Source organism: Streptomyces sp. SP17BM10 (assembly GCF_036322405.1).
Classification (GTDB): Bacteria; Actinomycetota; Actinomycetes; order Streptomycetales; family Streptomycetaceae; genus Kitasatospora.
On sequence record NZ_JAQYXB010000460.1, the window covers coordinates 1 to 25,695 of the forward strand.

The window sequence follows — 25,695 nt, forward strand, 5'->3', positions numbered from 1 at the left end:
CGCCTCCGCGATCCGCAGCGCCTGCTCCACGCCGTACTCGTCCAGCTCCGACAGGAGGCCGTCCACGCCCTCCCGGTCGGTGGTGTGGTCGTCCGCGAAACGACGGTCACCCGTCGCGTCCGGCACGTGCTTCACACAGACGACGATCCTCAAGCTCATGAGCGGTTCTCCTGTCACGGGTGCACTGGATCCATGGCCTCAGGTCATGCCGAGGGTACTGAGTGCCAATCCCGGCCCGGTCGCGCCGTGCGCGCCGCAAGCGCCACCTGGACCGGCATGCCGTGTCGGCTCTCTTCGACTGGCGTCAGAGGCTCCGAGTAGACAATACGGCACTCAGTACCCCTCGTAAAGGAACTCAGTACCCTTCCCGGTGGCCGGGGGCCCTCGGGCCGTCCTGCGGCGCCGGTCCGCCCAGGGCCACGGCGGCCTCGCCGGTGTGGACGCGGAAGGTGAGCGACTCCTGGAGGTACAGCCGGACGGAGTCCGCGTCGTGGGAGAGGTAGCCGACGGAGACGTCCTGGCCGAGGACGAGCTCGAAGTCGCCGCCGCGGGCGGAGAGCAGGAAGGCGCCCTCGATGGCGGGCGCCCAGATGATGTCGCCGTCCAGGAGCCGGGCGAGGTGGTTGTGGACGGGGTAGCCGTGGTCGCTGGTCTCGTTGACGGCCGTGAACGCGTCCGCCCCGAGGAGCAGCGCGTACGGGCCGCCGACGCCCGCGAGGCGCAGCGCCGTGAGGGCCCGGCTGACGGCGTTGGGGTAGTCCCGGACGTCGGCCGGGAGCGGGACGGGCGGGTTGGTGGCGGCGGCGCGGATGCCCTCGATCGCGGCGGCCCGGTAGCCCTCGAAGACGGCGCGGTCCTCGGCGAGGGCGAGGGTGCGGGCGGCGTCCTTGACGGGCTGCCAGTCGCAGTCGCGGGCGCCGCGCTCGACGTCGTCGACGGCCTCGCGCGCGACGGTGAACGGGACGCGGAGCTCGACCACCGGCCGGGCCTCGCGGGCATGGGCCAGGACGCCGTCGGCGGGCGGGTCGATGGCGGCGAGGTGGCCGGTGCCGACGGCGGCCAGTGCGGCGCCCTCGGGGCCGTGCAGGTCGACGGCACGGCGGCCGGCGACGTGCAGCTTGAAGGTCTGGCGGGCCTCCTCCTCGATCTCGGCCCAGGCGGCGGCGGAGACGGGAGCGAGGTCCCGGTGCAGGTTGTCCATGGGGCGCAGGTCCTTGTCAGGGGCCGTTCGGTCAGAGGGTGGACTTGAGGCTGCCGATGCCGAGCGAGCCGTCCCCCGGGAGGGCGGACGGCGCGGGCGGCGGGGGCGGCGGGGCGGCGAGGAGGTCGGCGGTCGGGACGAAGAACAGCGAGCCGGTGACGGCGCTGGAGAAGTCGAGCAGCCGGTCGGTGGTGCCGGGCGGGCGGCCGACGAACATGTTGCGCAGCATCTCCTCGGTCACCTCGGGGGTGCGCGCGTAGCCGATGAAGTAGGTGCCGTACTCGCCGCCGCGCTCGAAGGAGCCGAACGGCATGTTGAAGCGGACGATCTTCCGCTCCTCGCCGTCCGGTCCGGTGAGGACGGTGAGCGCGACGTGCGAGTCGGCGGGCTTGGCGTCGTCGTCGAGCTCGATGTCGGCGAGCTTGGTGCGGCCGACCGCGCCCTCCTGCTCCTCGGTGCTCAGCGCGTTCCACTTGTCGAGGTCGTGCAGGTACTTCTGGACGACGACGTAGCTGCCGCCGGCGAAGCCCGGGTCCTCGTCGCCGACGAGCGCGGCGGCCTCGGCGGCGCGGCCCTCGGGGTTCTCGGTGCCGTCGACGAAGCCGAGCAGATCGCGGTCGTCGAAGTACTGGAAGCCCTGGACGGAGTCGACGACGGCGGCCGCGCCGGCGAGGCGCTCGGTGAGCTTGGCGGCGAGCTCGAAGCAGAGGTCCGTCCGCTGGGCCCGCACGTGCAGCAGGAGGTCGCCGGGGGTGGCCGGGGCGCGGTGGCGGGCGCCGGCGATCTCGCGGAACGGGTGCAGCCCGGCCGGGCGCGGGCCCGCGAAGAGCCGGTCCCAGGCGTCCGAGCCGATGCCGGTGACGCAGGTCAGACCACCCTCCGGGGCGCGGAAGCCGACCGAACGGCGCAGTCCGGCGAGGTCCGGCAGGAGCTCGCGGACGGCGTCCTCGCCGCCGGGGTGCACGGTGAGCACGAGGAAGACCGCCGCGCGGGTCAACGGGGACAGGACGGCTTGCGGCTCGGGCTGCATGGGCGGGTCCCTCCGGAGGGGTCGTCGGGAAGGGGACGTCGGGAAGGGGGCGGCGGGAAGGGGGCGGCGGGGAGTCGTGCCAGGAAGGGGTGAACCTGATCATTCGTACGATTACACCGCAGAGCGGGCGGATCGGCGCGGGCAGCGTGCACCCCGCCGCGGGTCCCCCCGACAATGGGATGAGAGCTCCCGAAGGGCGGCGAACCGATGGCGCCGTACATCGCGGTGAGCGCGCTGAGCCACGAGGGCCTGGTGCGCGAGCACAACGAGGACAGCCTCACGGTCGGGCCGTGGACGCTCTGCGCCACGGTGACCACCAACCCGCAGACCCTGCTCTTCCCGTTCGGCCCGCCCTGCGTCATCGCGGTCGCCGACGGCCTCGGCGGCCATCCGGGCGGCGAGGTCGCGAGCTCCCTGGTCGCCCGTCGGCTCGCCGCGCACGGCCCGGGGCTCGGCGACGAGGAGACGGTCCGCGAGGAGCTCCAGGAGTGCAACCGGGCCGTCTACGCGGCGGCCGCCGAGGAGCCGGAGCTGGCGGCGATGGGCACGACGGTGGCCGGCCTGGTCCTGCTGCCCGAACGGGCGATGGCGTTCAACGTCGGCGACAGCCGGGTCTACCGGGTCACCGCGGACGGCCTGGACCTGGTGAGCGTGGACGACAGTCCGCCGCTGCCGCCCGGCCGGCGCACCACCTCGATGGTCACCCAGACGCTGGGCGGCTCGCTCGGCCTGACCTTCGTCGAACCGCACGTGCGCACGGCGCCGCTCGCCGCCGGCGACCGCTACCTGGTGTGCAGCGACGGGCTGACCGACCCGGTGCCCGAGGAGGAGCTCGGCGGCCTGCTCGCCCGGACCTCCGAGGACTCGGACCGGTCGGACGGGAAGGCGGCGTTCGAGCTGTGGCGGGCCGCGATCGAGGCCGGCGGGCCGGACAACATCACGCTGGCGCTGGTGCGCATCGGCGGATGACGGCGAAGCCGTGGTGACGGTCCTGACGACTCGTCACCACGGCTTCGCCGCTGCGCGGTTCACGCCTACGTGCGGATCAGCAGGGTCAAGCCCGCGGTCGCCAGGCCGACCACGACGGCGGCCGCGCCGTAGGCCAGGCGGTGCGCCCGCACCACCGGCAGGAAGCGGTCCACGGCGTAGCGGCCGGGCCCGGTCAGGGCGAGCGCGGCGGCGCCGGCCGCGATCAGCACCGGGTACTCGTCGCCCTGCGGCGCGAAGAACCCGCCGCCCCAGGTGACGGCGATCGCGTTGATCATCGTGCCGAGGACCGCGGCCCCGGCCAGCGGGGTGAGGAGGCCGATGGCGAGCGCGAGGCCGCCCATCCCCTCGGTGAGGCCCGCGACGACGGCCATGGCGTTGCCCGCCGGGTAGCCGCTCGCGGTGAAGAACTTGCCGGTGCCCTCGATCCCGCCGCCGCCGAACCAGCCGAACAGCTTCTGACTGCCGTGCGCGGCCATGGTCAGGCCGAGCACGAGGCGCAGGATCAGGAGTCCGACGTCGTAGGCGTGCGGGGAGGTCTCCGCCGGTCCGGAGATCATCCGGTTAGTGGTGGGGGCGGTCGTGCTCGGGCTGCTGCTCGGCATGCGCGTCTCCATCGATGGGGGGTTGGTCGCGGGGTGGGGGGTGGTGATGCGGCCGCGCTCGGACACCCTGCTTAGTTGAACTTTGAACCGGCCACCCCCAGACCGTACCGTGGAGTTCGAATTTGAACAACTGACGGTGCACCGGCAATTCGCGGTCCGGGCACCGCGCGGGCAGGGTGGAGACATGGCTGAACCCGCGCACCACGAACTGGCCGCGCTGCCCGGCACGCCCTACCCGCAGGCCCTCGCGGCCTTCGGCGAGCGGGTCCGGCTGATCGGTCCCGGCCAGTGGGACGCCCCCACCCCGTGCGCCGACTGGTCCGTCCGCGACCTCGTCAACCACCTCACCGGCGAGCAGCTCTGGATCCCCGAACTGCTGATGGGCGCCACCATCGCGGAGATCGGCGGCCGCTTCGACGGCGACGTCCTCGGTGACGACCCGGTCGCCGCGTGGACGGCCGCCGCCGGGGCCGCCAGGCACGCCTTCGCCGTCCCCGGCGCCACCGGGCTCACCGTCCACCTGTCGTTCGGCGACGTCTCCGGGCAGTACTACCTGGACCAGGTCACCACCGACCTCGTCATCCACGCCTGGGACCTCGCCGAGGGCATCGGCGGGCCGACCCGGCTGCCCGCCGGGCTCGTCGACTTCGCCCTGGCGGCGATCAGCGGCTACGGCGACCTGTCGGGCACCGGCGCCTTCGCCCCGCCCGTCCCCGTCCCCGACGACGCGGACCCGCAGACGCGCCTGCTCGCCCTCACCGGGCGCCGCGACCGCCCCCGCGAGGGCCGCTGACCCGCTGCTTCGCCGTTCACGCCGACCGATGCCGGACACTGGAGGTAACGGGGGACGTTTCCGTGCGAGAGGCGGGCGTGCCATGGTTCGCAGGCCGGACATCCTCGGCGAGTTCACCGCCGACCACCGGGCGGTCGCCGAGCTGCTCACCCGGGTCGAGTCCGCGCCCGACGGCACCGCCGAGCGCACCGACCTGCTGACGACGCTCACCGACCTGCTGTTCACCCACTGCGCCGCCGAGGAGGAGCACCTCTTCCCGGTCGTCCAGCACGACGTGCCCGACGGCGGGGCGCTGGTCTTCAGCTGCATCCACGACCACCTGGCGATCGGGCAGTACCTGTCCGACCTCCAGGGGCTCTCCCCCGACGACCCCGCGTTCGCCACGCTCCTCGGCGGCCTCGCCGACACCGTCCGCCGGCACCAGGCGACCGAGGAGGAGCAGCTGTTCCCCGCCGCACGCAAGGCCCTGCCCGCCGCGTCCCGCGCGGCACTCGGCGACCGCCTGCGGGCCGACCGGGAGGAGATCGCCGAGGCGGGCCCGGATTAGGGCCGCTCGCCGCCCGGCGCGCGGGGGTGCGACGACGGGCCCTGGGACGCGCCCTTCTGGCTGATCACCGCGAACCGGCCGCCCTGCGGGTCCTGGAGGCGCGCCACCCGGCCGTAGGGGGAGTCGAAGGCGGGCCCGAGCGCCGAACCGCCCAGCTCCCCGGCCAGCGCGATCGCCCGGTCGGTGTCCGCGACGGAGAACGACACCTCCCAGTGCGGCGGCGCGCCCGCCGGACCGCCCGCCTGCTCCTTCGCGAGCGCCGCGACGCTGTGGCCCTCCGCCCGAAGCACCACCCGGTCGTGCTCCCAGCGCACCTCGAACCGCTCCGGGTCGCGGCCGTCCCAGCGGAACACCTCCCCGTAGAACAGGGCCGCGGCGAACGGGTCGGGGGTGCGCAGCTCGATCCAGACCGGGGCGCCCGGCAGTTCCAGCCGCCGGGCCCGTCCCGGCGGACCCTCCCAGATGCCGAACGCGGCGCCGGCCGGGTCGGCGGCGAACGCGATCCGCCCGACGTCGAAGGCCAGCGGCCCGACGGCGAGCGTGGCACCGCGCTCGCGCACCGCGTCGGCGGCGGCGTCGGCGCTCTCCGTACCGAAGTAGCTCGTCCACGCGACCGGGATCTCCCAGCCACCGCCCGCGACGCCGAGCCCGGCCACCGCCTCGCCGCCGACCACCGCGTGCACGTAGGGGCCGAAGCGGTCCGGCCCGGGCTCGAACTCCCAGCCCAGCAGCGGCCCGTAGAACGCCTGCGCGTCCGCCAGGTCCCGGGCCGTCAGGCTCACCCAGCACGGAACGGCCGCCACGCAGCGCACCCGGGCGGTCTCACCGCTGCCCATCGCGGACCTCCTCGCCACCACCCGGCCGCCGGGCCCCTCCCGACACCCACGGCCCACCGGCCGCCCGGGACGCCCACAGCCTAGGCCGACGGGCGTACCCCGCGCCGACAGACACGACCGGGTTCAGCGCACCCGGTCCTTCGACGGCGCGGTGTCCGGCGAGATGCCGACGGGATCGGGCAGGTGGACGGCCTTCTGATGGGAAGGATCTTCGCCTGGACACCCTCGGGGGACGATCACGCCGGCGAGTGGTCACGGGCCGTCCGGCCTCTGACGATGGCACCCATCGACTGTGATGCAGGTCACACTGCGGGGTGAAATATCCGGGGACGGAATCCCCGTTTGGACATTCGTAGGCACAAGCGGGGAGAAGTTCCCCGGTATCCTGATGAGGAGCAGTCGTCGTGACCACCGCCGCCACCAAGCCGGCCCGTTCCGCGGAGAGCGTCCGGGCGCCCAAGTTGCGTGCCGATGCCACCCGGAACCGGGAGCGGATCGTGCTGGCGGCCCGGGACGCGTTCGTCGAGCACGGTGCCGATGTGCCGCTGGACGAGATCGCGAAGCGGGCAGGGGTCGGCAACGCCACGCTGTACCGGAACTTCCCTGACCGCACGTCGCTGATCAAGGCCGTGGCACTGCTCGTCAAGGCCCGCATCCTGGGCCTCGCCGAGACGGCGACGGCCGAGGCGGACGCGGACGGCGGCGCCGGCCCGTTCGACGCGCTCCAGCGGTTCGCGCACGCGACCGTCGAGGAGAAGGTCGGCGCGCTGTGCACGGTCTTCGGCACCCGGGTGGATCCGTTCGACCCGGACGTCGTCGAGATCCGCGACCGGCTGCACGGGGCCGTCGGCGGCCTGCTGGAGCGCGCCCGCGCGGCGGGCGAGCTGCGGCCGGACGTCGACCACGGCGACCTGTTCGTCGCGATGGCCCAGCTCTCCCGCCCGCTGCCCAACACCTCCTGCCGGATGCTCGACGAGTTCGTGCACCGGCACCTCCAACTGTTCCTGGACGGCCTGCGGGCACCCGCCCGTTCCGTCCTGCCCGGCCGGCCCGCCACCTTCGAGGACTTCCAGGCCGCCAACCGCTGATCCGTCCCGACTCCCGGAACCCCCGACCCCGACCGTCCCGACCGACCGGAACCACCAGGCCGCCGAGGCCTGACCCGGCATGCCCGCGCACGGTGCCGACCCGCGCCGCGCGCAGGCCCGTCGACCCCTCTCCCGCCCCGCACGCACCCGCGAAGTGAGTACCGCCATGCCCGAAACCGACGCCCGCCCGGCGACGCTGCCCGATCCGAGGCGCTGGAAGGCGCTGATCTTCATCGGCCTCGCCCAGCTGATGGTCGTCCTCGACGCGACCATCGTGAACATCGCCCTGCCGTCCGCCCAGCGCGACCTCGGCATATCCGACGGCAACCGCCAGTGGGTCATCACGGCCTACGCGCTGGCCTTCGGCGGCCTCCTCCTGTTCGGCGGCCGGATCGCCGACCTGTGGGGCCGCAAGCGCACCTTCATCGTCGGCCTGACCGGCTTCGCCCTCGCCTCCGCGCTCGGCGGCGCCGCGGCCAACACCGCGATGCTGCTCGGCGCCCGCGCCCTCCAGGGCGTGTTCGGCGCGCTGCTGGCGCCCGCCGCGCTGTCCCTGCTCGCGGTGACCTTCACCGAGGCCAAGGAGCGCGCCAAGGCGTTCGGCATCTACGGCGCGATCGCCGGCGGCGGCGGCGCCATCGGCCTGATCCTCGGCGGCCTGCTGACCGAGTACATGAACTGGCGCTGGACCTTCTTCGTCAACATCCCGTTCGCGATCATCGCCGCCGCGGGTGCCGTCCTGGTGATCCGCGAGCCCGCCGAGGGCCGCAACCGCAACCGCCTGGACGTCCCCGGCGTGCTGCTGGTGACCACCGGCCTGGTCTCCCTGGTCTACGGCTTCACCCGCGCCGAGACGAGCGGCTGGACGGCCGGCAGCACGCTGGGCCTGTTCGTCGCCGCCGCCCTGCTGCTGACCTCGTTCGTCCTGGTCGAGCGCAAGGTCAAGGCCCCGCTGCTGCCGCTGCGCGTGGTCCTCGACCGCAACCGCGGCGGGGTGTACCTGTCGCTCGGCATGGCCGTGATCGGCATGTTCGGCCTGTTCCTGTTCCTGACCTACTACCTGCAGATCGTGCTCGGCTACAGCCCGGTCCTGACCGGCGTCGCCTTCCTGCCGATGGTGGCGGGCATGATCACCGGCTCGACCCAGATCGGCGCCCGGCTGATGACCCGGGTCCCGGCGCGCTACCTGATGGCGCCCGGCTTCCTGGTCGCCTCGCTCGGCATGCTGATCCTGACCCAGATCGGCCTGGACTCCTCCTACCCGGTCCACATCCTGCCCGGCCTGATCCTGATGGGCCTCGGCATGGGCACCGCGTTCATGCCGGCCATGAGCCTCGCCACGCACGGCGTCCAGCCGCGCGACGCGGGCGTGGCCTCGGCGATGGTCAACACCTCGCAGCAGGTCGGCGGCGCGATCGGCACCGCTCTGCTGAACACCATCGCGGCCAGCGCCACCACGGGCTGGCTCGCCTCGCACATGACCGCCGCCGCCGCGGCCGACCCGGCCGCCGCCAAGGTGCTGCAGTTCCAGGGCATGGTGCACGGCTTCTCGACCGCGATCTGGGTGTCCTTCGGGATCCTGGTGGCGGCGTCGGCCGTGGCCTTCACCTTCGTCACCGCGGGCCGTCCCGGCGCGACGAGCGGTTCGGCCGCCGGTGCCGAGGACGCCGTCGAGGTGCCGGTGCTGGTGCACTGACCCCCGGCCCACGGCGGGGCCGAAACCCCGGGTGCGCACGCGGCCCGCCCGGTGTCCCACGACACCGGGCGGGCCGTTCGCGTTCCCGGGCCGGCCCAGTGCACACGGGCGGCCCCCGTCCCCTCGAAGCGGCGGCCCCGATCGACGAGAATGGCGGGTACCGCGAGATGTCCGCGGGCCGCCACCACCGGTCCGGCCCCCGGTCCCCCACGCCAGAGGGAGGACATCGTGCACCACCGCACCGAGCAGCTCTCCGACAGCAAGTACCTGCTGCTCACCACGTTCGGCGAGGACGGCAGCCGCCTGGAGTCGCAGATCTGGGTGGTCGCCGACGGCCCGGCGCTCGGCGTCTGGACCCCGGCCCACTCGGGCGCCGTCGAGCGGATCCGGCGCCGCCCCCACGTGCTGGTCGGCCCGTGCGACGCCCACGGGCGCCCGACGGGCCGCCGGATCCCGGCCCGCGCGCGGGTCTGCGACGCGGACGACACCGCCCGCTACCGCACCTCGCTGATCAACAAGTACGGCCTGACGGCCCTGCTCGCGCTGGCCCGCAGCCGCTTGCGCGTCGGCCTCGCGGGGACGGTGGGCGTCCGGATCACGATCGACGAACTCGAGCAGCGGCTGGTCGGGCCGCCGTGGCAGCTGCCGACGACGTACTGCCCCAACTGAGCACCGCCCGGGTCCGGTCCTCGGGCGGCCCGGGTTCAGTCCCCGTCGTCCGGTGCCCGCGCCAGGTCCCCGGGCTCGCAGGCCTCCCGTCCGGTCGCCACGTGCACGACCCGGACCGCCCGCTCGGGACCGCCCGGCACGACCCGCTGCTCGTGCCCGCAGCGCGGGCAGATCAGCGGGATGCGCGGCCGGGCCGGGTCCCGTTCGCCGTCCCGGGCGTACCCCCGCGCGTCCGCACGGGGGCCCGGGCCGCCGCCGGGGCCGGTCACGTCAGCGGGTGGGTCGGGACCGGGCTGACGTCCTGGATCTCGCCGTGGGCCTTGGTGAGGAGCTGCGACGCGAGGTCGTTGAGCGCCCGGGCCCCGGCGATCTCCTCGCCGACCCGCAACTGTTCCGGGTCCGAGGGGTGGCGGCTGCTGTAGCCGTGGGCGCGCACCTCGGTGCCGTCGCCGAGCCGGAGCAGGGCGGCGGCGGTCGTCCGCGGGCCCTCCTCGCGGAACTCCATCTCGATGTGCCAACCGACCAGAGTCTGCATGGCGGATCACCTCCATCGGTTACTCCTCCAGAGTGCGCCGCACCCGGCCCGCGCACCAGGCCAGAGTGGGCGGGTGGAGTTGAACGCGTTCAAGTCAACGGCGTAGAGTCACGGCGGCGAACAGTTTGAACGCGTTCAAGGAGGTGCTCGGTTGTCCGGGACGGGGTTGACCGGGATGGGGAAGGGCACGACCGAGCTGGTCGACCTGCTGATCCTGCTCGGCATGGGCGCGGTCCTCCCGCTCGGCCTCGGCCTGATCGGCGGGCCCGGGCTCGCCCGTGTCCGCCGGCTCTGGCCGCTCGCCGCCGTCCCCGGCGCCCTGTCGCTGTGGCTTCCGCGCGGCGAGTTCGCGGCCGGGTGCGCCGTGCCGTACCTGCTCGGCACGCTCGCCGTCGCCGCCCACGCGCCGCTGCGACTGGCCCGCACGCGCTCGCTCGCACCGCGCGAGGTCGCCGTCCTGACGGCGCTCGCCACGCCCGCGGTGGCCGGGACGGCCCTGGTCGCCGAGCGCGCCGGGTACCCGCTCTTCGGCTTCGAGCCGCACGTCCTGGCGCTGACCGTCCCGCACTTCCACTTCGCCGGGTTCACCGCCGCCCTGGTCGCCGGGCTCGTCTGCCGGGCGGCCGCACCGGACTGCGCGGTGGCCCGCGCCGCCGCGCTCAGCGTCCCGGCGGGCACGCTGCTGGTGCTCGCGGGCTACTTCCTCGGCGCCTGGGTGCAGTTCGCCGGCGCCGTCGTGCTCACCACCGGCATGTGGCTGGTCGGCCTCCTCACCTGGCGCGAGCTGCGCACCCGCACCGCCGACCCGGTCACCGCCCGGCTGCTCGCCGTCTCCTCGGCGGTGCTCGCGCTCACGATGCTGCTCGCCCTGTGGTGGGCCCTCGGCCAGGCGTCCGGGCTGCCCCACCCCACGCTCACCTGGATGGCCGCCACCCACGGCGTCGGCAACGGGCTGGGCTTCGCCCTGTGCTCGCTGCTCGCCTGGCGGCGGCTGCAGGCTCAGACGCCGCCGCTGGGCACCGACCTCCCGCTCACCCCCCACCGATGACCGAGGACCACCCGTGGACGACCTCAGCTACCCCGAAACCGGCGCCAGCGCGACCGGACAACTGCCGGACGGCTACCACCACTTGACGCACCGCGCGCGGATCGGCCACGGCCGGGCCGCCCTGGAGGTGGCCGGCGCCGCGATCCTCGGCTGGCGCATGCACCGCCTGGCCGGCGTGCGGATCGCCGCGGCCGCCGACGCCGCGCCCGGCCTCGCCGTGCGGTGCGCGATCGGCGTCGGCCCGCTGCGCGCGGGCGCCCCGAACCGGGTCCTGCGCACCGAGACCGGCCCGGACCGCTACGGCCTCACGTACGGCACCCGCGGCGGCCACCTGGCCAGCGGCGAAGAGACGTTCCGGGTGGAGCTGGGGCCGGACGGGGCGGTCTGGTTCACCGTCACCGCGTTCAGCCGACCGGTGGCCCGGTACGCCCGCCTGGCCGGGCCCCTCCTGCCGCTCGCCCAGCGGGCCTTCGCCCGGCGGTGCGGGCGGGTGCTCGCGCACGTCGCCGCCGACGCCGGATGACGGCCTCCACCGGGAAAAGCCCTGGCACGGCGGGCCGCCGGTTCGCCATCATCCCGGAGTGATCCTGATGCAGCCCGTGCTGGAAACCGCCGCCCCCGCCGACTTCGGCCTGTGGCCGATCGGCACGTTCACGCCCCACGGGTTCGTCGTCGTGGACGGCGCGACGGCGCCCGCCGACCTCGGCACGGCGCTGGCGAGCATCGCCCAGGGGACCGTGCCCCTCGACGGCGACGCCCCCGATCCGGCCGAGGCGGACGACCCGGTCGGCGCGTTCCTGTCCGGCCTGCTCACCAGCCCCTACCCGTACGCCCCCGGCGGCTTCCGCGTCACCGACACCGGGACCGGGACCGTCTTCGACCCGGGCTGCTGCAACGGCCTCGACGAGTGGCGCGAGTGGCTGGAGGTGCTCGACGGCGACGGCACCGGCGGCTTCGGCCACGGCCCGACCCCGCTGGCGCAGCGCCGAGGCGACGTCGTCCGGCTGACCGTCGACATGGACCTGAAGCAGGACAGCCCCGTCATCGAGGTGCCGGTCGACGAACTCCGCGCCCTGGTCGCGCGCGCCGAGCAGGACCTGCGCGACTTCGTCGGACGGGCCGGTCGCTGGGCCGAGCGGCACCTCCCGGACCACGCCGCCGCCATCGCGGCCGCACTCGCGCGGATCCCCGACCCGGTGACCGAGGACTGAGGGCGGAGGACCGGGGACGTGACCAGCTTCCACACCCACCGTGCCCTCGTGCACGACGCCCGCCTCCCGCCCCGGCGGCGGCTCGCGGCACTGCGCACGTGCCTCACCTGCTTCGCGCCGTACGGGTTCCGGGCGACGTACCACCACCTCACGGTCAGCGCCGGGATCCCGCGGCGGCTGGAGGCGGATCCGGACGCCCTCGTCCGCGCGGTCGAGGAGTTGCACGAGGCGCGGACGCTGTGGCTCGCGCGGGCGGCGGAGTTCGCGGTGCAGCGCCGGGCGGAGAAGCGGGCCGGCCGGCGGGCCGTGCCGACTCCGCGGCCGTGGTGGCTGCGGAGGTACGACACCGTGGGCGACCACGCCTGGTACGACGACCCGTTCCGCCACCCCGCGCTGTGGCTGCCCGACTACGTCCGCCGGCAGAACGCGCTGCTGGACGGTGCCGAGTTGCCCGGCTGCCCGGCCTGCGGGGACGAGGGGGCGGCGGTGGCGGTCCCGACCGGGCACGGCACGGCCGGGGTCTGCCCGGCGTGCTCCCTCGTGCTCCGGCCGTGCGACGCGTGCGGGCAACGGCACCGGGCACTCCTGCCGTACGCTCCGCGCGCCTGGCGCGGGATCTGGCGGCGCTCGCACATGACCGACGAGGGCAGGCCCAACCCCCTCTGGCCCCGGCTCGGCGGGTAGCTCAGGCCCGGTGGGCCGGGACGGAGACGAGCACCGTGCCCGTGCCCTGGACGCGCACCTCGAAGCGGTCGATCTGCCCCGGCTGGAGCGCCGTGCCGCCGCCGGTGTGCAGCGCGTCCCGGCTGTCCGGCTGCGCGCCGTAGCCGTCCGCCGGGACGTTCCACGTGGTGACCGTCTGACGCTCCCCCGCGTGCGAGACCGCGACCAGCGTGCACGTCAACGGGCCCCGGACCTCCGAGAGTTCGAGGGTCACCCGACTTCCCCAGGTGGTGCCGTCCACCCCGACGACGGCCCGGGCTCCGGTGTTCGGGTCGGTCGCGGAGAACTGCTGCGCGACGGCGACGACGGCGGGCGCGGCGCTGCCGCCGACCACCGCGGCCGTGACGACCGGGCCCGCGGCCACCATCGCGGTCGCGGCCAGCGCCAGCACCAGCCGCCGTACCCGGCCCCGCCGCCGGCCGGCCGAGACCTCGGTGACCAGCCGCTCCAGGAGGGCGGAGTCGGGGCCCGGGGGCGGTCCGGCCGGGTCGAGGCCGAAGGCCGCGGCCGAGGCCGCGTACCCGGCCAGCACGGGTTCGACCGGGCCGAGCTCCGCGACCTGCTCCGCGCACCGCGGGCACCCGGTCAGGTGCTCCTCGAACGCGGCGCGCTCGGCGGGCTCCAGCAGGCCGAGGACGTACGCGCCGGCGTCGACGTGGTCGGGTCCGCCGGGGGCGGGGTCGGGGCGGTCGGTCACGAGGTCACTCCCCGTTCCTCCAGCGCGAGCCTGAGCGAGCGCAGTGCGTAGAACACCCGCGACCGGACGGTTCCGGCCGGGATGCCGAGTTCGGCGGCCGCCTCCTTGGCGGTGCGGCCCTTGAGGTAGGTCTCGACGATGATCTCCCGGTGGGCGGGCGAGAGGTCGCCGAGGGCGTCCGCGATGGTCATCATCCGCAGGGCGCGGTCGAGTTCGTCGTCGGCGGGCACCAGCTCCAGCGGCGCGGCGTCCACCTCGCGGGGCCGGGCGAGGGCGCTGCGGTGGTCGTCGATGACGATCCGCCGCGCGACCGTGACCAGCCAGGGGCGCAGCGAGCGGGCCGCCGGGTCGAGCCGGTGGATGTTGCGCCAGGCCCGGACGAGCGTCTCCTGCACGACGTCCTCGGCGCGCTGGCGGTCGCCGGCGACGAGGTGGAGCACGAAGCCGTAGAGCGGACCGGCGTGCTCGCGGTACAGGGCGCGCATCAGCTCCTCGTCCGACGCCCCCGGCCCGCGTGCGGCGGCCTCACCGCGGGGGTGCTCCTCGGTCACCACTTCATCGTTGCGCACCCGTGCCTCCCGGGCGAGCGGCGGCGTCACGGGTCAGTAGCCGCTGCTCGGTGCGGACGGTTTCGGGGTCGCGGGGGCGCTCGGCGCCGGGGTGCTGCCGCTCGGCGCGCCCGCCTTGCCGCCGGTCGGGGTCACCGCGAACCAGACGCCCATGACGCCCTGGCCCTTGGTGTCACCGGGCTTGGTGTCCGGCGCGTACCGGTAGACCGGCCAGCCGTTGATGGTGATCTGCTTGCTGCCGTCGTCGCGGGTGAAGGAGCCGACGAGCTTGCTGTCGATGCCCTTGACGGTGGCGTTGCCGGTGGCGGCCTCGGGCGGCCAGGTGGAGACGCAGCCGGCGTTGCAGTAGGAGTCCGGCGGGGTGCTCTCGTCCTTGTCGAAACGGTAGAGGGTGAAGCCGGAGCCGTCGGTGACGATCGTGCCGAGCTTGGGGTCGGTCGCGGTCTGCAGGGTCGGTGCCGGCGTGGTCGACGGACTGGGCTTGGCGCTCGAACCGGAGCCGGAGGAGCCGCAGCCGGCCACGAGGGCGGTCACGGCGAGGCCGGAGGCGGCGAGCAGCACGGCCTGCCGCGTTCGGGGGTTGCTGCGCATGGTGGGCTCCCGCGGTCGGGGGGCGAGGTGGACACCCTTCTATACGGACGGTGGCGGCGCGCTGCTCACCGGTGCACCCCGGGCAGGACGGTGGAATAGGCCGTACCGGCTCGCCGTTGTCGGGGGCACAGGTCCGAGCCGTCTCCTCCGGAAGGGAAGGAATCGCGAGATGAGCAACACGGTCGAGCTGACCAAGGAGAACTTCGACGACATCGTCCCCGGCCCCGAGGGCAAGGACTTCGTCCTCATCGACTTCTGGGCCGGGTGGTGCGGCCCGTGCCGCCAGTTCGCCCCGGTGTACGAGAAGGCCGCCGAGCGCCACCAGGACCTCGTGTTCGCCAAGGTGGACACCGAGGCCCAGCAGGAGCTGGCGTCCGCGTTCGGGATCCAGTCCATCCCGACGCTGGCGATCATCCGCGAGGGCGTGCTCGTCTTCTCGCAGGCCGGCGCGCTGCCGGAGGCGGTGTTCGAGGACCTGATCGGCCAGGCCAGGAAGCTGGACATGACCGAGGTGAAGCGCAAGGTCGCCGAGGAGCAGGCGGCCGAGGGCACGGCGTGACCCGCTGGTCGACGTGACCCCGCTGGTCAACGCGCGGGCGGGCCCGGGGAGTCGTCCTCCCCGGGCCCGCTCCACGCCGTGAGCCGGGCCGCCAGCGCCCGGACCTCGTCGCGCAGCGCGTCCGGGGTGCGGACGGTGAACGGGCGGCCGAGGCCCGCGAGCAGCACCGCCACGCCGTCCAGGTTCTGCGCGCGGGCGCGCAGCAGCACGCGCCCCTCGGCCAGTTCGGTGACCGTCCCGACGGCGCGCGGCAGGCGCCGGTGCGCCTCGTCGAGCGTCATCCCGAGCTCCACCTCCACCCGGTGCGTCCACGGCACTCCCGCCAGGGACTCCACGACGCGCTGCACGGGGTCGACGTCGGCCGGCGGCTCGAACCCGGCCTCGCGCGGTTCGGCCCGGACGATCCGGTCCAGGCGGAAGGTGCGCTCCTCGCCGCTGCGGTGGTCGAGCCCGGTGGTGTACCAGCGGCCCGAGTGGAAGACCAGGCCGTACGGGTCGAACTCGCGCTCGCTGGGCCGGTCCTCGCGGTCCCGGTAGATCAGCAGCACCCGGCGCCGGCGGCGGGCCGCGTCGGCCAGGGCGAACAGCGCGGCGGCGGCCGGACTCGGCCCGGCGGCGGGCGCGGCGGTCAGGCCGAGGGTCTGTTCGACGGCGTCGATCCGCTCGCGCAGGGCGGGCGGCAGCACCCGCTGGATCTTCGCGAGGGCCGTCCCGGCGGCCCGCTCCCCCACCGTCAGGCCCGTGCTGCGCCCGGCGAGGAGGCCGAGGACGACGGAGGCGGCCTCGTCGGCGGTGAGCATGAGGGGTGGGAGGCGGTAGCCGGGCAGCAGGCGGTAGCCGCCGTAGCGGCCTCGGTCGGCGCGCACGGGGATGCCGAGGTCGGCCAGGCGGGCGGTGTAGCGGCGGACGGTGCGCTCGTCGACGTCCAAGCGGGCGGCGAGTTCGGCGGCGGTCAGGCCAGGGTGGTCCTGGAGCAGTTCCAGCAGGGCGAGCACGCGACTGACCGGGTGGTCCATCGGTTCCCCCGATTCTCTTCCGGGCGGGTTCTGTCCGGATTCGATCCTAGAGTCGTCGGCGAAGGGAGCCGGTCCCCGGATCCCCCCCGATGCGAAGGAGTGAACCGCCATGAGCACGTTCGTACTGGTCCCCGGTCTCTGGCTCGGCGCCTGGGCGTGGGACGAGGTCGTGGCGCCGCTGCGCGCGGCCGGCCACGCGGTGCACGCGGTGAGCCTGCCCGGACTCGCCGAACGCGCCGGGGAGAAGGGCGACTTCGGCCTGGAGGACCACATCGCGGACCTGGCCGAGCTGCTGGTCCGCGAGGACCTGCACGACGTGGTGCTGGTCGCGCACAGCGGCGCCTGCGCCCCGGTCGGCGGGCTCGCCGACCGAATGCCCGAGCGCGTGCGCCGGGTGGTCCACCTGGACAGCGGGCCGATGGCCGACGGCGGTTCGCTGTACGACCTGTGGCAGCCCGACCACCGGGCCTGGGCCGACGCCTCGGTGGTCGACGGCCGGCTGCCGATGCCCTCCTGGGACGCCATCGCCGCGTTCGGCGCGAGCACGGAGGGCTTGGACGAAGCGATGCGCGCCCGGATCGGAGCGCGGGCCACCCCGCACCCCGCCGGCGCCTACCTGGACCGGCTCCGGCTCACCGGCGCCGGGGCCGCGCTTCCGCAGGCGCTGGTGGCCTGCTCGTTCCCGCTCGCCCAGGTGCACGCGATGATCGAGGCGGGCCACCCGTGGTTCGCCGGGCTGGACGGGCCGAACTGGGAGCTGCGCGAACTCCCCACCGGGCACTGGCCGATGTTCTCCCGGCCGGCCGACACGGCCGCGGTGCTGGCCGAACTCGCGGCGCTCTGAGCCGTCCCGGCGTCGCGCACCCGCCCGCCGTTCGACCGTCCGTACGGCCGTCCGACATCCCGTCGTCCGCGTGTTCGCCTGCGCGGACGGGGGGCGTCGGCGCAGGATGGGCACGGCGTCGGGCACGCGGTCCGGCGCCGGTCCGGCAGGGAGGCCGGACCCGAACGGAGAGCGAGCACCACCCATGAGCGAACAGCCCACCGGCACCACCACCGAGCCGGAGTTCAAGCGGGTCACCACCGCCGTCGTCACCGGGAGCGCCGCCGACGCGCCGTACCACGTCGGCGTCTTGGCCGGCACCCACCCGCTGACCGCCGACGAGCCGGTGCGGCGCGGCGGTTCGGACAGCGGCCCGGAGCCGTTCGCGCTGCTGCTCGCCTCGCTCGGCTCGTGCACCGCTATCACCCTGCGGATGTATGCCGAGCGCAAGGAGTGGCCGCTGGAGGCGGTCCGGGTCAGGCTCGGGTACGAGACGAACGGGGCGCGCGGGCGGATCACCCGCCGGGTCGCGCTCTCCGGGTCGCTCGACGAGGCGCAGCGCGCCCGGCTGCTCGACATCTGCGAGCGCACGCCCGTCACGCTGGCCCTGAAGGCCGGGGTGGCCATCGACACGACGGAGGACGGAGCATGAGCACCACGGCCGACACGCGCGAGGAGTACGACGTCATCGTGCTGGGCGCCGGGCCGACCGGCGAGAACGTGGCGGACCGGACCGCCGCGGCGGGCCTGCGCACGGTGATCGTCGAGGCCGAACTGGTCGGCGGCGAGTGCTCGTACTGGGCCTGCATGCCGAGCAAGGCGCTGCTGCGCCCGGCGGCGGCGCTGGCCGACGCCCGCGCGGTGGCCGGCTCGCGCGAGGCCGTCGGCGACGGGCGGCTCGACGCGGCCGCGGTGCTGGCCCGGCGGGACTCCTTCGCCTCGCACTGGCGGGACGACGGCCAGGTGAAGTGGCTGCGCGACACCGGCATCGACCTGGTGCGCGGCCACGGCCGGCTGGCCGGCGTGCGGACCGTGACGGTCGAGGCGGAGGACGGCGGCGAGCGGGTGCTGACCGCCCGGCACGCCGTCGCCGTGTGCACCGGCAGCCGCCCGGTGCTGCCCGCCGGGGTGCCGGGGCTGGCGGAGGCCCGGCCGTGGACCAACCGGGAGGCCACCGGGGCCCCAGCCGTCCCCGGGCGGCTCGCGGTGGTCGGCGGCGGCGTGGTCGGCGTGGAGATGGCGTCGGCCTGGCGGGCGCTCGGAGCGGAGGTCGTGCTGCTGGTGCGCGGCGGCGGGCTGCTGCCGCGGATGGAACCGTTCGCGGGCGAGCTCGTCCGCGACGGCCTGCGCGAGGCCGGGGTGGACGTCCGATTCGGGGTGGAGGTCACCGCACTGGAGCGGACGGACGGCTCCGGACCCGTCGGGCTGACCCTCTCGGACGGGCGACGGCTGGACGTCGACGAGGTGCTGTACGCGACCGGGCGGGCCCCGCGCACCGCGGACATCGGCCTGGAGCAGGTCGGGCTGAAGCCGGGCGACTGGCTGGAGGTGGACGACAGCTGCACGGTGCTGGACGTGCCCGGTGAGTGGCTCTACGCCGCCGGGGACGTCAACCACCGGGCGCTGCTGACCCACCAGGGCAAGTACCAGGCGCGGATCACCGGCGCGGCCATCGCGGCCCGGGCCCAGGGGCGTGCGCTGGACACCTCACGCTGGGGCGCGCACGCTGCGTCCGCCGACAGCGCGGGCGCGCCGCAGGTCGTCTTCACGCAACCGGAAGTCGCCGCCGTCGGCCTGACCCTCGCGGAGGCCGAGCGGGCCGGGCTGCGGGTGAAGTCCGTCGACCACGACCTGGGCGCCGTCGCCGGGGCCTCGCTGTACGGCGACGACTACCGCGGCAGCGCCAGGGTGGTCTTCGACCTGGAGCGCCAAGTGCTGGTCGGCGCCTGCCTGGTCGGCCCCGCGGTCGCCGAACTGCTGCACTCGGCGACCGTCGCGGTGGTGGGCGAGGTGCCGATCGACCGGCTCTGGCACGCCGTGCCCGCGTACCCGACGATCAGCGAGGTGTGGCTGCGGCTCCTGGAGGGCTGCCGGGGCTGAGGTCCGCGCTTCCCCCTCCCCCAAGGTCACCTGCTCGGCGCGGCGCGACATCGCTCGGCGTTGCTCGGCGCGGCGAGATGTGACCTTGGGTGGACGGCGGGAGACTGGCAGTCGGGGGACGTCCCGGGGGGCGGTTTCTCGTGACCAGGTGGTGTGTTGGCATGACCGAGGTGCTGTTGGCCGTCGGAACCGAGAAGGGCCTCTTTCTCGGCCGCAGCCGCGACCGGCTGAGCTGGGAGTTCAGCGGGCCGCACTTCCCGATGAACGCGATCTACTCCGTCTCCGTGGACCGCCGTGACGGCCGCACACGGCTGCTCGTGGGCGCCGACAGCAGTCACTGGGGCCCGTCGGTGTGGCGCTCGGACGACCTCGGCACCAGCTGGAACGAACCGGCCGAGCCCGCGATCCGCTTCCCCGAGGGCACCGGCGCCTCGCTCACCCGGGTCTGGCAGCTCCAGCCCGCCGGGTCCGAGGCGCCCGGCGTCGTGTACGCGGGCACCGAACCGGCCGCGCTGTTCCGCTCCGAGGACGGCGGCGAGACCTTCGCGCTCGTCCGGGCCCTGTGGGACCACCCGCAGCGCTCCCAGTGGGGCGCCGGCTACGGCGGCCAGGGCCTGCACACCATCCTCACCGACCCGCGCGACCCGCAGCGGCTCCTGGTCGCCGTCTCCAGCGGCGGCGTCTACCGCAGCAAGGACGGCGGCGACAGCTGGGAGCCGTCCAACACCGGTCTGCGCGCCGAGTTCTTCCCCGAGGAGAGCCAGTACCCGGAGTTCGGCCAGTGCGTCCACAAGATCGCCCCGGACCCGGTCAACCCCGACCGCCTCTACCTGCAGAACCACGGCGGCGTGTACCGCAGCGACGACTGGGGCGCGAGCTGGCGGGCGATCGTCGACGGGCTGCCCGCCGAATTCGGCTTCGCGATCGCCGCGCACCCGCGCCGCGGCGACACCGCCTACCTGTTCCCGCTCGGCGGCTCCGGCGACCGCATCCCGCCCGGCCGCCGCTGCCGGGTGTTCCGCACCGAGGACGCCGGCGACAGCTGGCAGCCGCTCGCCGACGGCCTGCCCGGCGAGGACCACTACGGCATCGTGCTGCGCGACGCCCTGCGCACCGATGACGCCGACCCGGCCGGTATCTACTTCGGCAACCGCACCGGTGACGTGTACGCCAGCCACGACGAGGGCGACAGCTGGACGCTGCTCAAGGCCCACCTGCCCGACGTGCTGTGCGTGCGCGCGGCCGTGATCTCCTGACCGACCCCGGGGTGGCCGCGGGACCTCCGCTCGCCCGCGAACACCGGCGAAGTCCCGCACGCACCGGTTCCGGACGTGCATTCGTGCCCGTATTCGTGCCTGCATTCGTGCCCGTATTCGTGCCCGTATTCGCGACGACCCGTTGCCCCCGGGAGTCCGGGCTGGCCAGTATGGCCGGAGCACGGACGATCTCGACGATGGGGCAGGCGTGGCGGAGGCGGACTGGGTGATCGCGCGGACCTCCGACGGGGTGCCGGTGCTGCGGTACCGGCGGGGCGAGCGGGAGGGCCTGCCCTGGGCCGACCTGCTCGAAGTCCTCGACGGGTCGGGCGCGGTCGACCCGGTGGAGTTCGTCCGCGACACCATGCCCGGGTGGGCGGTCTCCGGATCCACCGGGTTCGGGCGGGAGTTGCTCGCGCTCGGCGCCACGCCGCTGCGGCACGCCCACGCGCTGCGACGCGACCTGCTGGCCGATCCGCCGCCCGCCGACTGGGCGGACGCGCCGCTGCGGGAGGGCCTGCGGGCCGTGCCCTGCGACCGCGCGCCCGAGGAACTGTTCGACGCCTGGCGGGCCGCGTTCGCCCCCGGCCACGTGGACCGGTTCGCGGGCGACGACCGCCGGGCGCTGGCCGAACGGCTCATCCCGCTGCTCGCCGGCACGGCCATCGGACCCGTGCTGCCCGCCAGCCTGCTCGCCGTGGACGCGGACGACCGGGTGGTGGGCGGCGTCGTGCTCACCGACCGGGCCGGAGTGCCGTGGGTCGGGGACGTCTTCCGCCACCCCGAACGCGGCTACCCCGGGCTCGGCACCGACCTGCTGCGCCGCGCCGTCGCGGACTGCGCCCGCCGCGGGCTCGCCGAGGTGCACCTGACCGTGACCGAGGGCAACCCGGCCCGCCGGGTGTACGAACGGCTCGGATTCACCCTGGTGCACACGGCCCTGACCGTCGTCGTGCCGGGCGACGCCCGGGCAACCGGCGGACCGGCCGGCTCCCGGTGACGGGCCCGTCCGCCCGTCACCGGGCCAGCTCCAGCACCACGATCCCGGCCGGCACCGTGACGCCGGCCGTCAGCCGCAGCCGGCTCAGGCGCTCGCGGAACACCGCCGTGGCGATCAGCGCGGCGATGACGATGCTCGTCTCCCGCAGCGCCGCGATCGCCGCGAGGTTCCCCCGGGACTGCGATCGCGCGCGGATCGGCGCCGCTGCTGGACTGGACGCAGATCTTCGGCAACCCCCTGCCCTGGGACGACCTGCCCTGGCTGCGCTCGATCACCGACCTGCCGATCGTGCTCAAGGGCATCTGCCCCCCCGAGGACGTGCGCCGCGCGAAGGACGGCGGCGCGGACGCGGTCCACTGCTCCGACCACGGCGGCCGGCAGGCCAACGACGGCCTGCCGGCCCTCGCCGCACTGCCCGGCGTGGTCGAGGCCGCCGACGGACTGCCGGTGCTGTTCGACTCCGGCGTCCGCACCGGCGCCGCAGATCACCCCCCGATCACGGAAAGGTCACTGTCAGAGGCTGTGTGTAGGCTCCCTGGCATGGCGAGGGTGACGCGGGACGATGTGGCGAGGGCGGCGGGGACGTCCACGGCCGTCGTGAGTTATGTGATCAACAACGGGCCGCGTCCGGTGGCACCGGCCACGCGCGCGAAGGTGCTCGCGGCCGTCGAGGAGCTGGGGTACCGGCCCAACCGGGTCGCGCAGGCCATGGCGCGCCAGCGCACCGACCTGATCGGGATGGTCGTCCCGGACGCCCGCCAGCCCTTCTTCGCCGGACTCGCCCACCAGGTCGAGCAGGCCGCCGCCGAGCGCGGCCGGCTGCTGCTGATCGGCAACTCGGACTACGCGGACGAGCGCGAGGCGCACTACATCCGCGCCTTCCTCGGCATGCAGGTGGACGGCCTGATCCTGGTCACCCAGGACCCGGCCGGCCCGGGTGTCAGCGGCTTCGACGCGACCGACGGGACGCCCGTCGTGCTCCTGCACCACCGCGCCGAGACGGCCGGCGGCGTGGCCGTCGTCGCGGACGACGAGGGCGGTGCCGCCGAGGTGGTCCGCCACCTGCTCGGCCACGGGCACAGCGAGGTCCACTGCTTCGGCGGCACCTTCTCGCTCAGCCCGGCCGACCCCGTCTCCGGCCGCACCGCCGGGTGGGCCGCCGCCCTGGCCGACGCCGGGATCCCCGCCGAGGGCCGGCTCGTCCCCGCACCCTTCGACCGGGTGCGCGCGCACGCCGAGGCGCTCCGGCTGCTGGCCCGGCCGGACCGGCCGTCCGCCGTGTTCTGCGCGACGGACGACCAGGCGATAGGCCTGCTGCGGGCCGCCGACGACCTGGGGATCCGGGTGCCGGAGGAGCTCGCGGTGGCCGGGTTCGACGACATCGCGGAGGCGGTGATCGCCGGCCCGGCGCTGACCACCGTCGAGACGGCGCAGGAGGAGATGGCCCGGGCCGCGGTGGACCTGGTGCTCGGCGGCGCCGAGGGGCGGGTCACCGGCGCGCGGACGTTCCCGGCCCGGCTGGTGCTGCGCCGCTCGTGCGGCTGCCCGAACCCGTCCGGACCGGCCTGAGCCCGCGCGGCGGCGCCGACGGGCTCAGGGGGCGGCAACTCCCGCCGAGAAGAGGTCAGTTCAGCTGGAAGGTGGCCTCGACCGGGTAGTGGTCGCTCGGCGCGTTGGTGTCGACCTGGCCCGGGGTCCAGCCGGCCTGCGGATCGAAGTCGACCCGCACGGTGGACATCGCGGAGGGCACCGGACGGCCGGGGGCGTTGAGGTAGCCGATGTAGTCGAGGTCGTCCCGGTAGTCCTTCGGGAAGGTCTCGACGCCGGACATGTACTGGCACCAGGCCGAGGCCGGGCAGTCCATGGTGTTCAGCGTCTGGTTCGGGTCGGTGGCCGGGGTGCCGAGGACGCCGTCCACCGCGTACTGGGCGTTGGCGTAGTCGCCGCGGGCCTGGCCGTGGACGTACTCGACGTTGAGGTCGCCACCGATCAGGACGGGCGCGCTGGTGCCGGCGATGCCGTCGACCCAGCTGCGGATCTCGCCGAGCTGCCCGAGCCGGGTGGCCTGGGTGGTGTCGGTGGAGGTGTCCGACTCGTCGGCCTGGAGGTGGGTGCCGACGACCCACGCGGTGGAGCCGTTCTTGGTCACCCGGACCAGCGCGGCGCCCTTGTTGGCGTGGTAGTCCCACGTGCCGTAGGTCGAGTTGCCGAAGACGTGGGCGTACTGCGCGGTGATCGGGTACTTGGAGAGGATCATCGTGCCGCCGTTGATGACGAACCACGAGCTGGAGCAGTTGCCGCTGATGCCGGTCCAGCCACCGCCGGAGCAGGTCTGGCCGACCACCGGGGTGCGGTAGGGGTAGAGGTCGGCGAGCTTGGCGTTGATGTCGGCGGTCGAGCTGTTGTTGAACTGCTCGTCCAGGATCACGACGTCCGCGTCGTGCTGACGGACGATCTGCTCGATCACCGGGGTCCGTCGGGCGGCCTGCTCGTTCTGGGTGCTGTCGACGACGGCGGTGCCGAGGTCGACGTTGAAGGCGAAGACGGACAGCGTGGCCGGGGCCGCCCTGGTGTCGGCGACGGCGGTCGGGGCGGTGCCGCCGAGCAGCAGTGCGGCGGCGGCCGCCGAGGTGAGGGCGGTGGCCGTGCGACGCGAGAGCATGGGCGTTCTCCTGGGGGATTCGTCTACCCTGCGGATCCCGGCGGCCGAAGGGGCACGGTCGCTCGGGGATGGCAGCGGAACGCTAGCTACTGCTCAGTACATCGGGAAGAACGCGAGATGTCTGTACAGCCCTGACCAGATGTACGACGAGATGTCTGTACATCCTCGGAGCTCCTGCCACGTTCTCCGCCGCCGCGCCGGCCCGGTTGACGGTCCGTCGAAGGCCGTGCGGCCGGTCAGCCGTCGACGAACTCCTCCGCCAGCAGGTCCATCAGGAGGTTGTCGTGCCACGTGCCGTCCGGGCCGCGCTCGTAGCGGCGCATGGTGCCGACGGGCCGGAAGCCGACCTTCTCGTAGCAGCGGATCGCGGCGGCGTTGTCGGCGGCCGGGTCGATGATCAGCCGGTGGTAGTGGTGGTCGCGCACGAGGTGCCGGGCGAGGGTGCGGACGGCATCGGTGCCCAGGCCGAGGCCGTGGACGCCCGGGTCGAGGTAGAGGTCCATGCCGGCGTGGCGGTAGTCGTCGTCGTTGTTCGCGTACCACTGGATGGCGCCGACCACCTTGCCGCCCAGTTCCACGGCCAGGGTCTCGGTGTCCGGCGATTCGAGGTCGGTGGCGACCTCGTCCACGAGGTCCTCGCCGCCGCGCCAGCGGGCGTAGACCTCGGGCGTGCCGCGGATCGCCGCCAGCGCCGGGATGTCGTCCCCGGTGGCGGGCCTGAGCGTGACGAGGGTGCCGTGCAGGATCGTCCCCATATGCGGCATGTTGGCACGGAATTGGGCTCCGGGCGAGTGGTTGGGCGGGGCCTTCCGCACCGCTGCGACCGGCGAGGACGAACCGGGCCCCGACCGGCGGATGCGAGGACTCCGGGGTGATCGCCCTGGCAGCTGCGACACACCTCCGGAGGGGCCGTCAAACCCTCTCTGACCTGTGGTTTTCCTATCGGTAGGGTGGGGATTGGACACGGCCGGAACCTCCCCCGTCCCCTTCCCGGGGACACGATCGGAAGGCACCACGCATGAGCCTCAGCATCCGCAACCAGCTGCCCGGCACCGTCAGCTCCGTCACGACCGGCGAGGTGATGGCCACCGTCAAGGTCCGGCTCGCCTCCGGCCAGGAGCTCACCGCCGCGGTCACCGTGGACGCCGTCAAGGACCTCGGGCTGGGCGCGGGCAGCTCCGTCCGGGCCCTCGTGAAGTCCACCGAAGTCGCCCTGGCCACCGGGCCGGTCGCCGGGCTGAGCATCCGCAACCAGATCCCCGGCACGGTCACCGAGGTCGCCACCGGCGGCGCGATGGCCGGGGTCAAGGTCGACGTCGCGGGCGGCGCACTGACCGCCGCGATCACCGCCGACGCCGCCGCCGACCTGGGACTCGCGGCCGGCTCGTCGGTCGTGGCCCTGATCAAGTCGACCGAGATCTCACTCGCGACCGCCTGAGCGGGCCGGAACCAC

The 25,695-nt window shown here is 74.6% G+C and carries 30 protein-coding genes and 1 pseudogene; 18 read left to right on the forward strand and 13 right to left on the reverse strand.

What is annotated here, in order from left to right; all coding sequences use genetic code 11:
- The 3 genes and pseudogenes from PUR71_RS05905 to PUR71_RS05915 all read right to left on the reverse strand — a co-directional run.
- Positions 1-159, reverse strand: a pseudogene (locus PUR71_RS05905) (electron transfer flavoprotein subunit beta); the annotation flags it as partial.
- Positions 160-355: 196 nt separating this feature from the next.
- Entirely contained in the window at positions 356-1,201 is an 846-nt protein-coding gene (locus PUR71_RS05910; RefSeq protein WP_329925258.1) for a family 1 encapsulin nanocompartment shell protein, read from the reverse strand.
- A 31-nt stretch (positions 1,202-1,232) separates the two neighbouring features.
- Positions 1,233-2,231: a Dyp-type peroxidase gene (locus PUR71_RS05915; RefSeq protein WP_329925259.1), complete on the reverse strand. Its 999-nt coding sequence runs from the start codon at positions 2,229-2,231 to the stop codon at positions 1,233-1,235.
- A gap of 207 nt (positions 2,232-2,438) precedes the next feature.
- Between PUR71_RS05915 and PUR71_RS05920 the strand changes: the two genes are divergently transcribed.
- A complete protein-coding gene (locus tag PUR71_RS05920) occupies positions 2,439-3,200 on the forward strand; it encodes a PP2C family protein-serine/threonine phosphatase (protein WP_329925260.1) in 762 nt (253 codons plus the stop codon).
- Between the two features lie 65 nt (positions 3,201-3,265).
- Here the strand turns inward: PUR71_RS05920 and PUR71_RS05925 are convergent, their stop codons facing one another.
- A complete protein-coding gene (locus PUR71_RS05925; RefSeq protein WP_443077380.1) occupies positions 3,266-3,823 on the reverse strand; it encodes a DoxX family protein in 558 nt (185 codons plus the stop codon).
- Positions 3,824-4,007: 184 nt separating this feature from the next.
- Between PUR71_RS05925 and PUR71_RS05930 the strand changes: the two genes are divergently transcribed.
- Together PUR71_RS05930 and PUR71_RS05935 are read left to right on the forward strand one after the other, a co-directional pair.
- Positions 4,008-4,616 carry a TIGR03086 family metal-binding protein gene (locus PUR71_RS05930; RefSeq protein ID WP_329925261.1) on the forward strand — a complete coding sequence of 203 codons (609 nt, stop codon included), beginning with the start codon at positions 4,008-4,010 and terminating at the stop codon, positions 4,614-4,616.
- Positions 4,617-4,698: 82 nt separating this feature from the next.
- Positions 4,699-5,163: a hemerythrin domain-containing protein gene (locus tag PUR71_RS05935; protein WP_329925262.1), complete on the forward strand. Its 465-nt coding sequence runs from the start codon at positions 4,699-4,701 to the stop codon at positions 5,161-5,163.
- Here the strand turns inward: PUR71_RS05935 and PUR71_RS05940 are convergent.
- Complete coding sequence (locus tag PUR71_RS05940; RefSeq protein WP_329925263.1) at positions 5,160-5,999, reverse strand: VOC family protein; 840 nt, start codon at positions 5,997-5,999, stop codon at positions 5,160-5,162. The genes PUR71_RS05935 and PUR71_RS05940 overlap by 4 nt on opposite strands.
- A 404-nt stretch (positions 6,000-6,403) precedes the next feature.
- Between PUR71_RS05940 and PUR71_RS05945 the strand changes: the two genes are divergently transcribed.
- The 3 genes from PUR71_RS05945 (at position 6,404) to PUR71_RS05955 (ending at position 9,452) form a co-directional block, all read left to right on the forward strand.
- Positions 6,404-7,087 carry a TetR/AcrR family transcriptional regulator gene (locus PUR71_RS05945; RefSeq protein ID WP_329925264.1) on the forward strand — a complete coding sequence of 228 codons (684 nt, stop codon included), beginning with the start codon at positions 6,404-6,406 and terminating at the stop codon, positions 7,085-7,087.
- Positions 7,088-7,253: 166 nt separating this feature from the next.
- Positions 7,254-8,783 (forward strand): MFS transporter, encoded by a 1,530-nt coding sequence (locus PUR71_RS05950; protein ID WP_329925265.1) that lies wholly within the window; start codon positions 7,254-7,256, stop codon positions 8,781-8,783.
- 228 nt (positions 8,784-9,011) lie between these two features.
- Entirely contained in the window at positions 9,012-9,452 is a 441-nt protein-coding gene (locus tag PUR71_RS05955; RefSeq protein WP_443077382.1) for a PPOX class F420-dependent oxidoreductase, read from the forward strand.
- A gap of 35 nt (positions 9,453-9,487) precedes the next feature.
- On the opposite strand, the gene PUR71_RS05960 is transcribed toward PUR71_RS05955, so the two are convergent.
- Positions 9,488-9,721 carry a hypothetical protein gene (locus tag PUR71_RS05960; protein ID WP_329925266.1) on the reverse strand — a complete coding sequence of 78 codons (234 nt, stop codon included), beginning with the start codon at positions 9,719-9,721 and terminating at the stop codon, positions 9,488-9,490.
- Positions 9,718-9,987, reverse strand: coding sequence for a DUF1876 domain-containing protein (locus tag PUR71_RS05965; protein ID WP_218206002.1), 270 nt, complete (start codon positions 9,985-9,987; stop codon positions 9,718-9,720). The genes PUR71_RS05960 and PUR71_RS05965 overlap by 4 nt, the downstream gene beginning before the upstream one ends.
- A 175-nt stretch (positions 9,988-10,162) precedes the next feature.
- Between PUR71_RS05965 and PUR71_RS05970 the strand changes: the two genes are divergently transcribed.
- The 4 genes from PUR71_RS05970 to PUR71_RS05985 all read left to right on the forward strand — a co-directional run bounded on the left by PUR71_RS05970 (position 10,163) and on the right by PUR71_RS05985 (position 12,930).
- A complete protein-coding gene (locus tag PUR71_RS05970; RefSeq protein ID WP_329925267.1) occupies positions 10,163-11,035 on the forward strand; it encodes a YndJ family protein in 873 nt (290 codons plus the stop codon).
- Between the two features lie 13 nt (positions 11,036-11,048).
- Entirely contained in the window at positions 11,049-11,558 is a 510-nt protein-coding gene (locus PUR71_RS05975; RefSeq protein WP_329925268.1) for a DUF1990 family protein, read from the forward strand.
- 67 nt (positions 11,559-11,625) lie between these two features.
- The gene (locus tag PUR71_RS05980) at positions 11,626-12,246 is read left to right on the forward strand and encodes a hypothetical protein (RefSeq protein ID WP_329925363.1); all 621 of its coding nucleotides are present in this window, start codon (positions 11,626-11,628) and stop codon (positions 12,244-12,246) included.
- A gap of 18 nt (positions 12,247-12,264) precedes the next feature.
- Positions 12,265-12,930, forward strand: a complete 666-nt coding sequence (locus PUR71_RS05985; RefSeq protein ID WP_329925269.1) for a hypothetical protein — start codon at positions 12,265-12,267, stop codon at positions 12,928-12,930.
- 1 nt (position 12,931) lies between these two features.
- Here PUR71_RS05985 and PUR71_RS05990 read toward each other — a convergent pair whose 3' ends face one another.
- From PUR71_RS05990 to PUR71_RS06000, 3 genes are read right to left on the reverse strand one after another with little or no spacing between them, the layout of a single operon-like run.
- Positions 12,932-13,666 (reverse strand): anti-sigma factor family protein, encoded by a 735-nt coding sequence (locus tag PUR71_RS05990; protein WP_329925270.1) that lies wholly within the window; start codon positions 13,664-13,666, stop codon positions 12,932-12,934.
- Positions 13,663-14,235 (reverse strand): sigma-70 family RNA polymerase sigma factor, encoded by a 573-nt coding sequence (locus PUR71_RS05995; protein WP_443077383.1) that lies wholly within the window; start codon positions 14,233-14,235, stop codon positions 13,663-13,665. Before PUR71_RS05995 ends, PUR71_RS05990 begins: the two co-directional genes overlap by 4 nt.
- A gap of 33 nt (positions 14,236-14,268) precedes the next feature.
- Positions 14,269-14,826, reverse strand: a complete 558-nt coding sequence (locus PUR71_RS06000) for a hypothetical protein (RefSeq protein WP_329925271.1) — start codon at positions 14,824-14,826, stop codon at positions 14,269-14,271.
- 169 nt (positions 14,827-14,995) lie between these two features.
- On the opposite strand from PUR71_RS06000, the gene trxA reads away from it, so the two are divergent.
- A complete protein-coding gene (trxA, locus tag PUR71_RS06005; RefSeq protein ID WP_443077385.1) occupies positions 14,996-15,385 on the forward strand; it encodes a thioredoxin in 390 nt (129 codons plus the stop codon).
- A 26-nt stretch (positions 15,386-15,411) separates the two neighbouring features.
- Here the strand turns inward: trxA and PUR71_RS06010 are convergent, their stop codons facing one another.
- On the reverse strand, positions 15,412-16,401 hold the full coding sequence (locus PUR71_RS06010) for a helix-turn-helix transcriptional regulator (RefSeq protein WP_329925273.1): 990 nt from the start codon (positions 16,399-16,401) through the stop codon (positions 15,412-15,414).
- A 109-nt stretch (positions 16,402-16,510) separates the two neighbouring features.
- On the opposite strand from PUR71_RS06010, the gene PUR71_RS06015 reads away from it, so the two are divergent.
- From PUR71_RS06015 to PUR71_RS06040, 6 genes are all read left to right on the forward strand, one after another.
- Positions 16,511-17,245 carry an alpha/beta hydrolase gene (locus PUR71_RS06015; protein WP_329925274.1) on the forward strand — a complete coding sequence of 245 codons (735 nt, stop codon included), beginning with the start codon at positions 16,511-16,513 and terminating at the stop codon, positions 17,243-17,245.
- 184 nt (positions 17,246-17,429) lie between these two features.
- Positions 17,430-17,876: an OsmC family protein gene (locus PUR71_RS06020; RefSeq protein WP_329925275.1), complete on the forward strand. Its 447-nt coding sequence runs from the start codon at positions 17,430-17,432 to the stop codon at positions 17,874-17,876.
- A complete protein-coding gene (locus PUR71_RS06025) occupies positions 17,873-19,324 on the forward strand; it encodes a dihydrolipoyl dehydrogenase family protein (RefSeq protein WP_329925276.1) in 1,452 nt (483 codons plus the stop codon). Before PUR71_RS06020 ends, PUR71_RS06025 begins: the two co-directional genes overlap by 4 nt.
- Before the next feature lie 161 nt (positions 19,325-19,485).
- On the forward strand, positions 19,486-20,580 hold the full coding sequence (locus tag PUR71_RS06030) for a WD40/YVTN/BNR-like repeat-containing protein (RefSeq protein ID WP_329925277.1): 1,095 nt from the start codon (positions 19,486-19,488) through the stop codon (positions 20,578-20,580).
- Between the two features lie 208 nt (positions 20,581-20,788).
- Positions 20,789-21,580: a GNAT family N-acetyltransferase gene (locus tag PUR71_RS06035; RefSeq protein WP_329925278.1), complete on the forward strand. Its 792-nt coding sequence runs from the start codon at positions 20,789-20,791 to the stop codon at positions 21,578-21,580.
- A 222-nt stretch (positions 21,581-21,802) separates the two neighbouring features.
- Complete coding sequence (locus tag PUR71_RS06040) at positions 21,803-23,149, forward strand: substrate-binding domain-containing protein (RefSeq protein ID WP_329925365.1); 1,347 nt, start codon at positions 21,803-21,805, stop codon at positions 23,147-23,149.
- Between the two features lie 55 nt (positions 23,150-23,204).
- Here PUR71_RS06040 and PUR71_RS06045 read toward each other — a convergent pair whose 3' ends face one another.
- Together PUR71_RS06045 and PUR71_RS06050 are read right to left on the reverse strand one after the other, a co-directional pair.
- Positions 23,205-24,242, reverse strand: a complete 1,038-nt coding sequence (locus PUR71_RS06045) for a sphingomyelin phosphodiesterase (protein ID WP_329925279.1) — start codon at positions 24,240-24,242, stop codon at positions 23,205-23,207.
- 236 nt (positions 24,243-24,478) lie between these two features.
- Positions 24,479-24,997: a GNAT family N-acetyltransferase gene (locus PUR71_RS06050; RefSeq protein WP_329925280.1), complete on the reverse strand. Its 519-nt coding sequence runs from the start codon at positions 24,995-24,997 to the stop codon at positions 24,479-24,481.
- Positions 24,998-25,260: 263 nt separating this feature from the next.
- On the opposite strand from PUR71_RS06050, the gene PUR71_RS06055 reads away from it, so the two are divergent.
- On the forward strand, positions 25,261-25,680 hold the full coding sequence (locus PUR71_RS06055) for a TOBE domain-containing protein (RefSeq protein WP_329925281.1): 420 nt from the start codon (positions 25,261-25,263) through the stop codon (positions 25,678-25,680).
- Positions 25,681-25,695: the final 15 nt, after the last annotated feature.

Coding starts and splice junctions, on each gene's coding strand:
- PUR71_RS05910 (WP_329925258.1), bottom strand. CDS start 1,201: ATGGACAACCTGCACCGGGACCTCGCTCCCGTCTCCGCCGCCGCCTGG.
- PUR71_RS05915 (WP_329925259.1), bottom strand. CDS start 2,231: ATGCAGCCCGAGCCGCAAGCCGTCCTGTCCCCGTTGACCCGCGCGGCG.
- PUR71_RS05920 (WP_329925260.1), top strand. CDS start 2,439: ATGGCGCCGTACATCGCGGTGAGCGCGCTGAGCCACGAGGGCCTGGTG.
- PUR71_RS05925 (WP_443077380.1), bottom strand. CDS start 3,823: ATGCCGAGCAGCAGCCCGAGCACGACCGCCCCCACCACTAACCGGATG.
- PUR71_RS05930 (WP_329925261.1), top strand. CDS start 4,008: ATGGCTGAACCCGCGCACCACGAACTGGCCGCGCTGCCCGGCACGCCC.
- PUR71_RS05935 (WP_329925262.1), top strand. CDS start 4,699: ATGGTTCGCAGGCCGGACATCCTCGGCGAGTTCACCGCCGACCACCGG.
- PUR71_RS05940 (WP_329925263.1), bottom strand. CDS start 5,999: ATGGGCAGCGGTGAGACCGCCCGGGTGCGCTGCGTGGCGGCCGTTCCG.
- PUR71_RS05950 (WP_329925265.1), top strand. CDS start 7,254: ATGCCCGAAACCGACGCCCGCCCGGCGACGCTGCCCGATCCGAGGCGC.
- PUR71_RS05965 (WP_218206002.1), bottom strand. CDS start 9,987: ATGCAGACTCTGGTCGGTTGGCACATCGAGATGGAGTTCCGCGAGGAG.
- PUR71_RS05970 (WP_329925267.1), top strand. CDS start 10,163: ATGGGGAAGGGCACGACCGAGCTGGTCGACCTGCTGATCCTGCTCGGC.
- PUR71_RS05980 (WP_329925363.1), top strand. CDS start 11,626: ATGCAGCCCGTGCTGGAAACCGCCGCCCCCGCCGACTTCGGCCTGTGG.
- PUR71_RS06000 (WP_329925271.1), bottom strand. CDS start 14,826: ATGCGCAGCAACCCCCGAACGCGGCAGGCCGTGCTGCTCGCCGCCTCC.
- trxA (WP_443077385.1), top strand. CDS start 14,996: ATGAGCAACACGGTCGAGCTGACCAAGGAGAACTTCGACGACATCGTC.
- PUR71_RS06010 (WP_329925273.1), bottom strand. CDS start 16,401: ATGGACCACCCGGTCAGTCGCGTGCTCGCCCTGCTGGAACTGCTCCAG.
- PUR71_RS06015 (WP_329925274.1), top strand. CDS start 16,511: ATGAGCACGTTCGTACTGGTCCCCGGTCTCTGGCTCGGCGCCTGGGCG.
- PUR71_RS06020 (WP_329925275.1), top strand. CDS start 17,430: ATGAGCGAACAGCCCACCGGCACCACCACCGAGCCGGAGTTCAAGCGG.
- PUR71_RS06025 (WP_329925276.1), top strand. CDS start 17,873: ATGAGCACCACGGCCGACACGCGCGAGGAGTACGACGTCATCGTGCTG.
- PUR71_RS06030 (WP_329925277.1), top strand. CDS start 19,486: ATGACCGAGGTGCTGTTGGCCGTCGGAACCGAGAAGGGCCTCTTTCTC.
- PUR71_RS06045 (WP_329925279.1), bottom strand. CDS start 24,242: ATGCTCTCGCGTCGCACGGCCACCGCCCTCACCTCGGCGGCCGCCGCC.
- PUR71_RS06050 (WP_329925280.1), bottom strand. CDS start 24,997: ATGGGGACGATCCTGCACGGCACCCTCGTCACGCTCAGGCCCGCCACC.
- PUR71_RS06055 (WP_329925281.1), top strand. CDS start 25,261: ATGAGCCTCAGCATCCGCAACCAGCTGCCCGGCACCGTCAGCTCCGTC.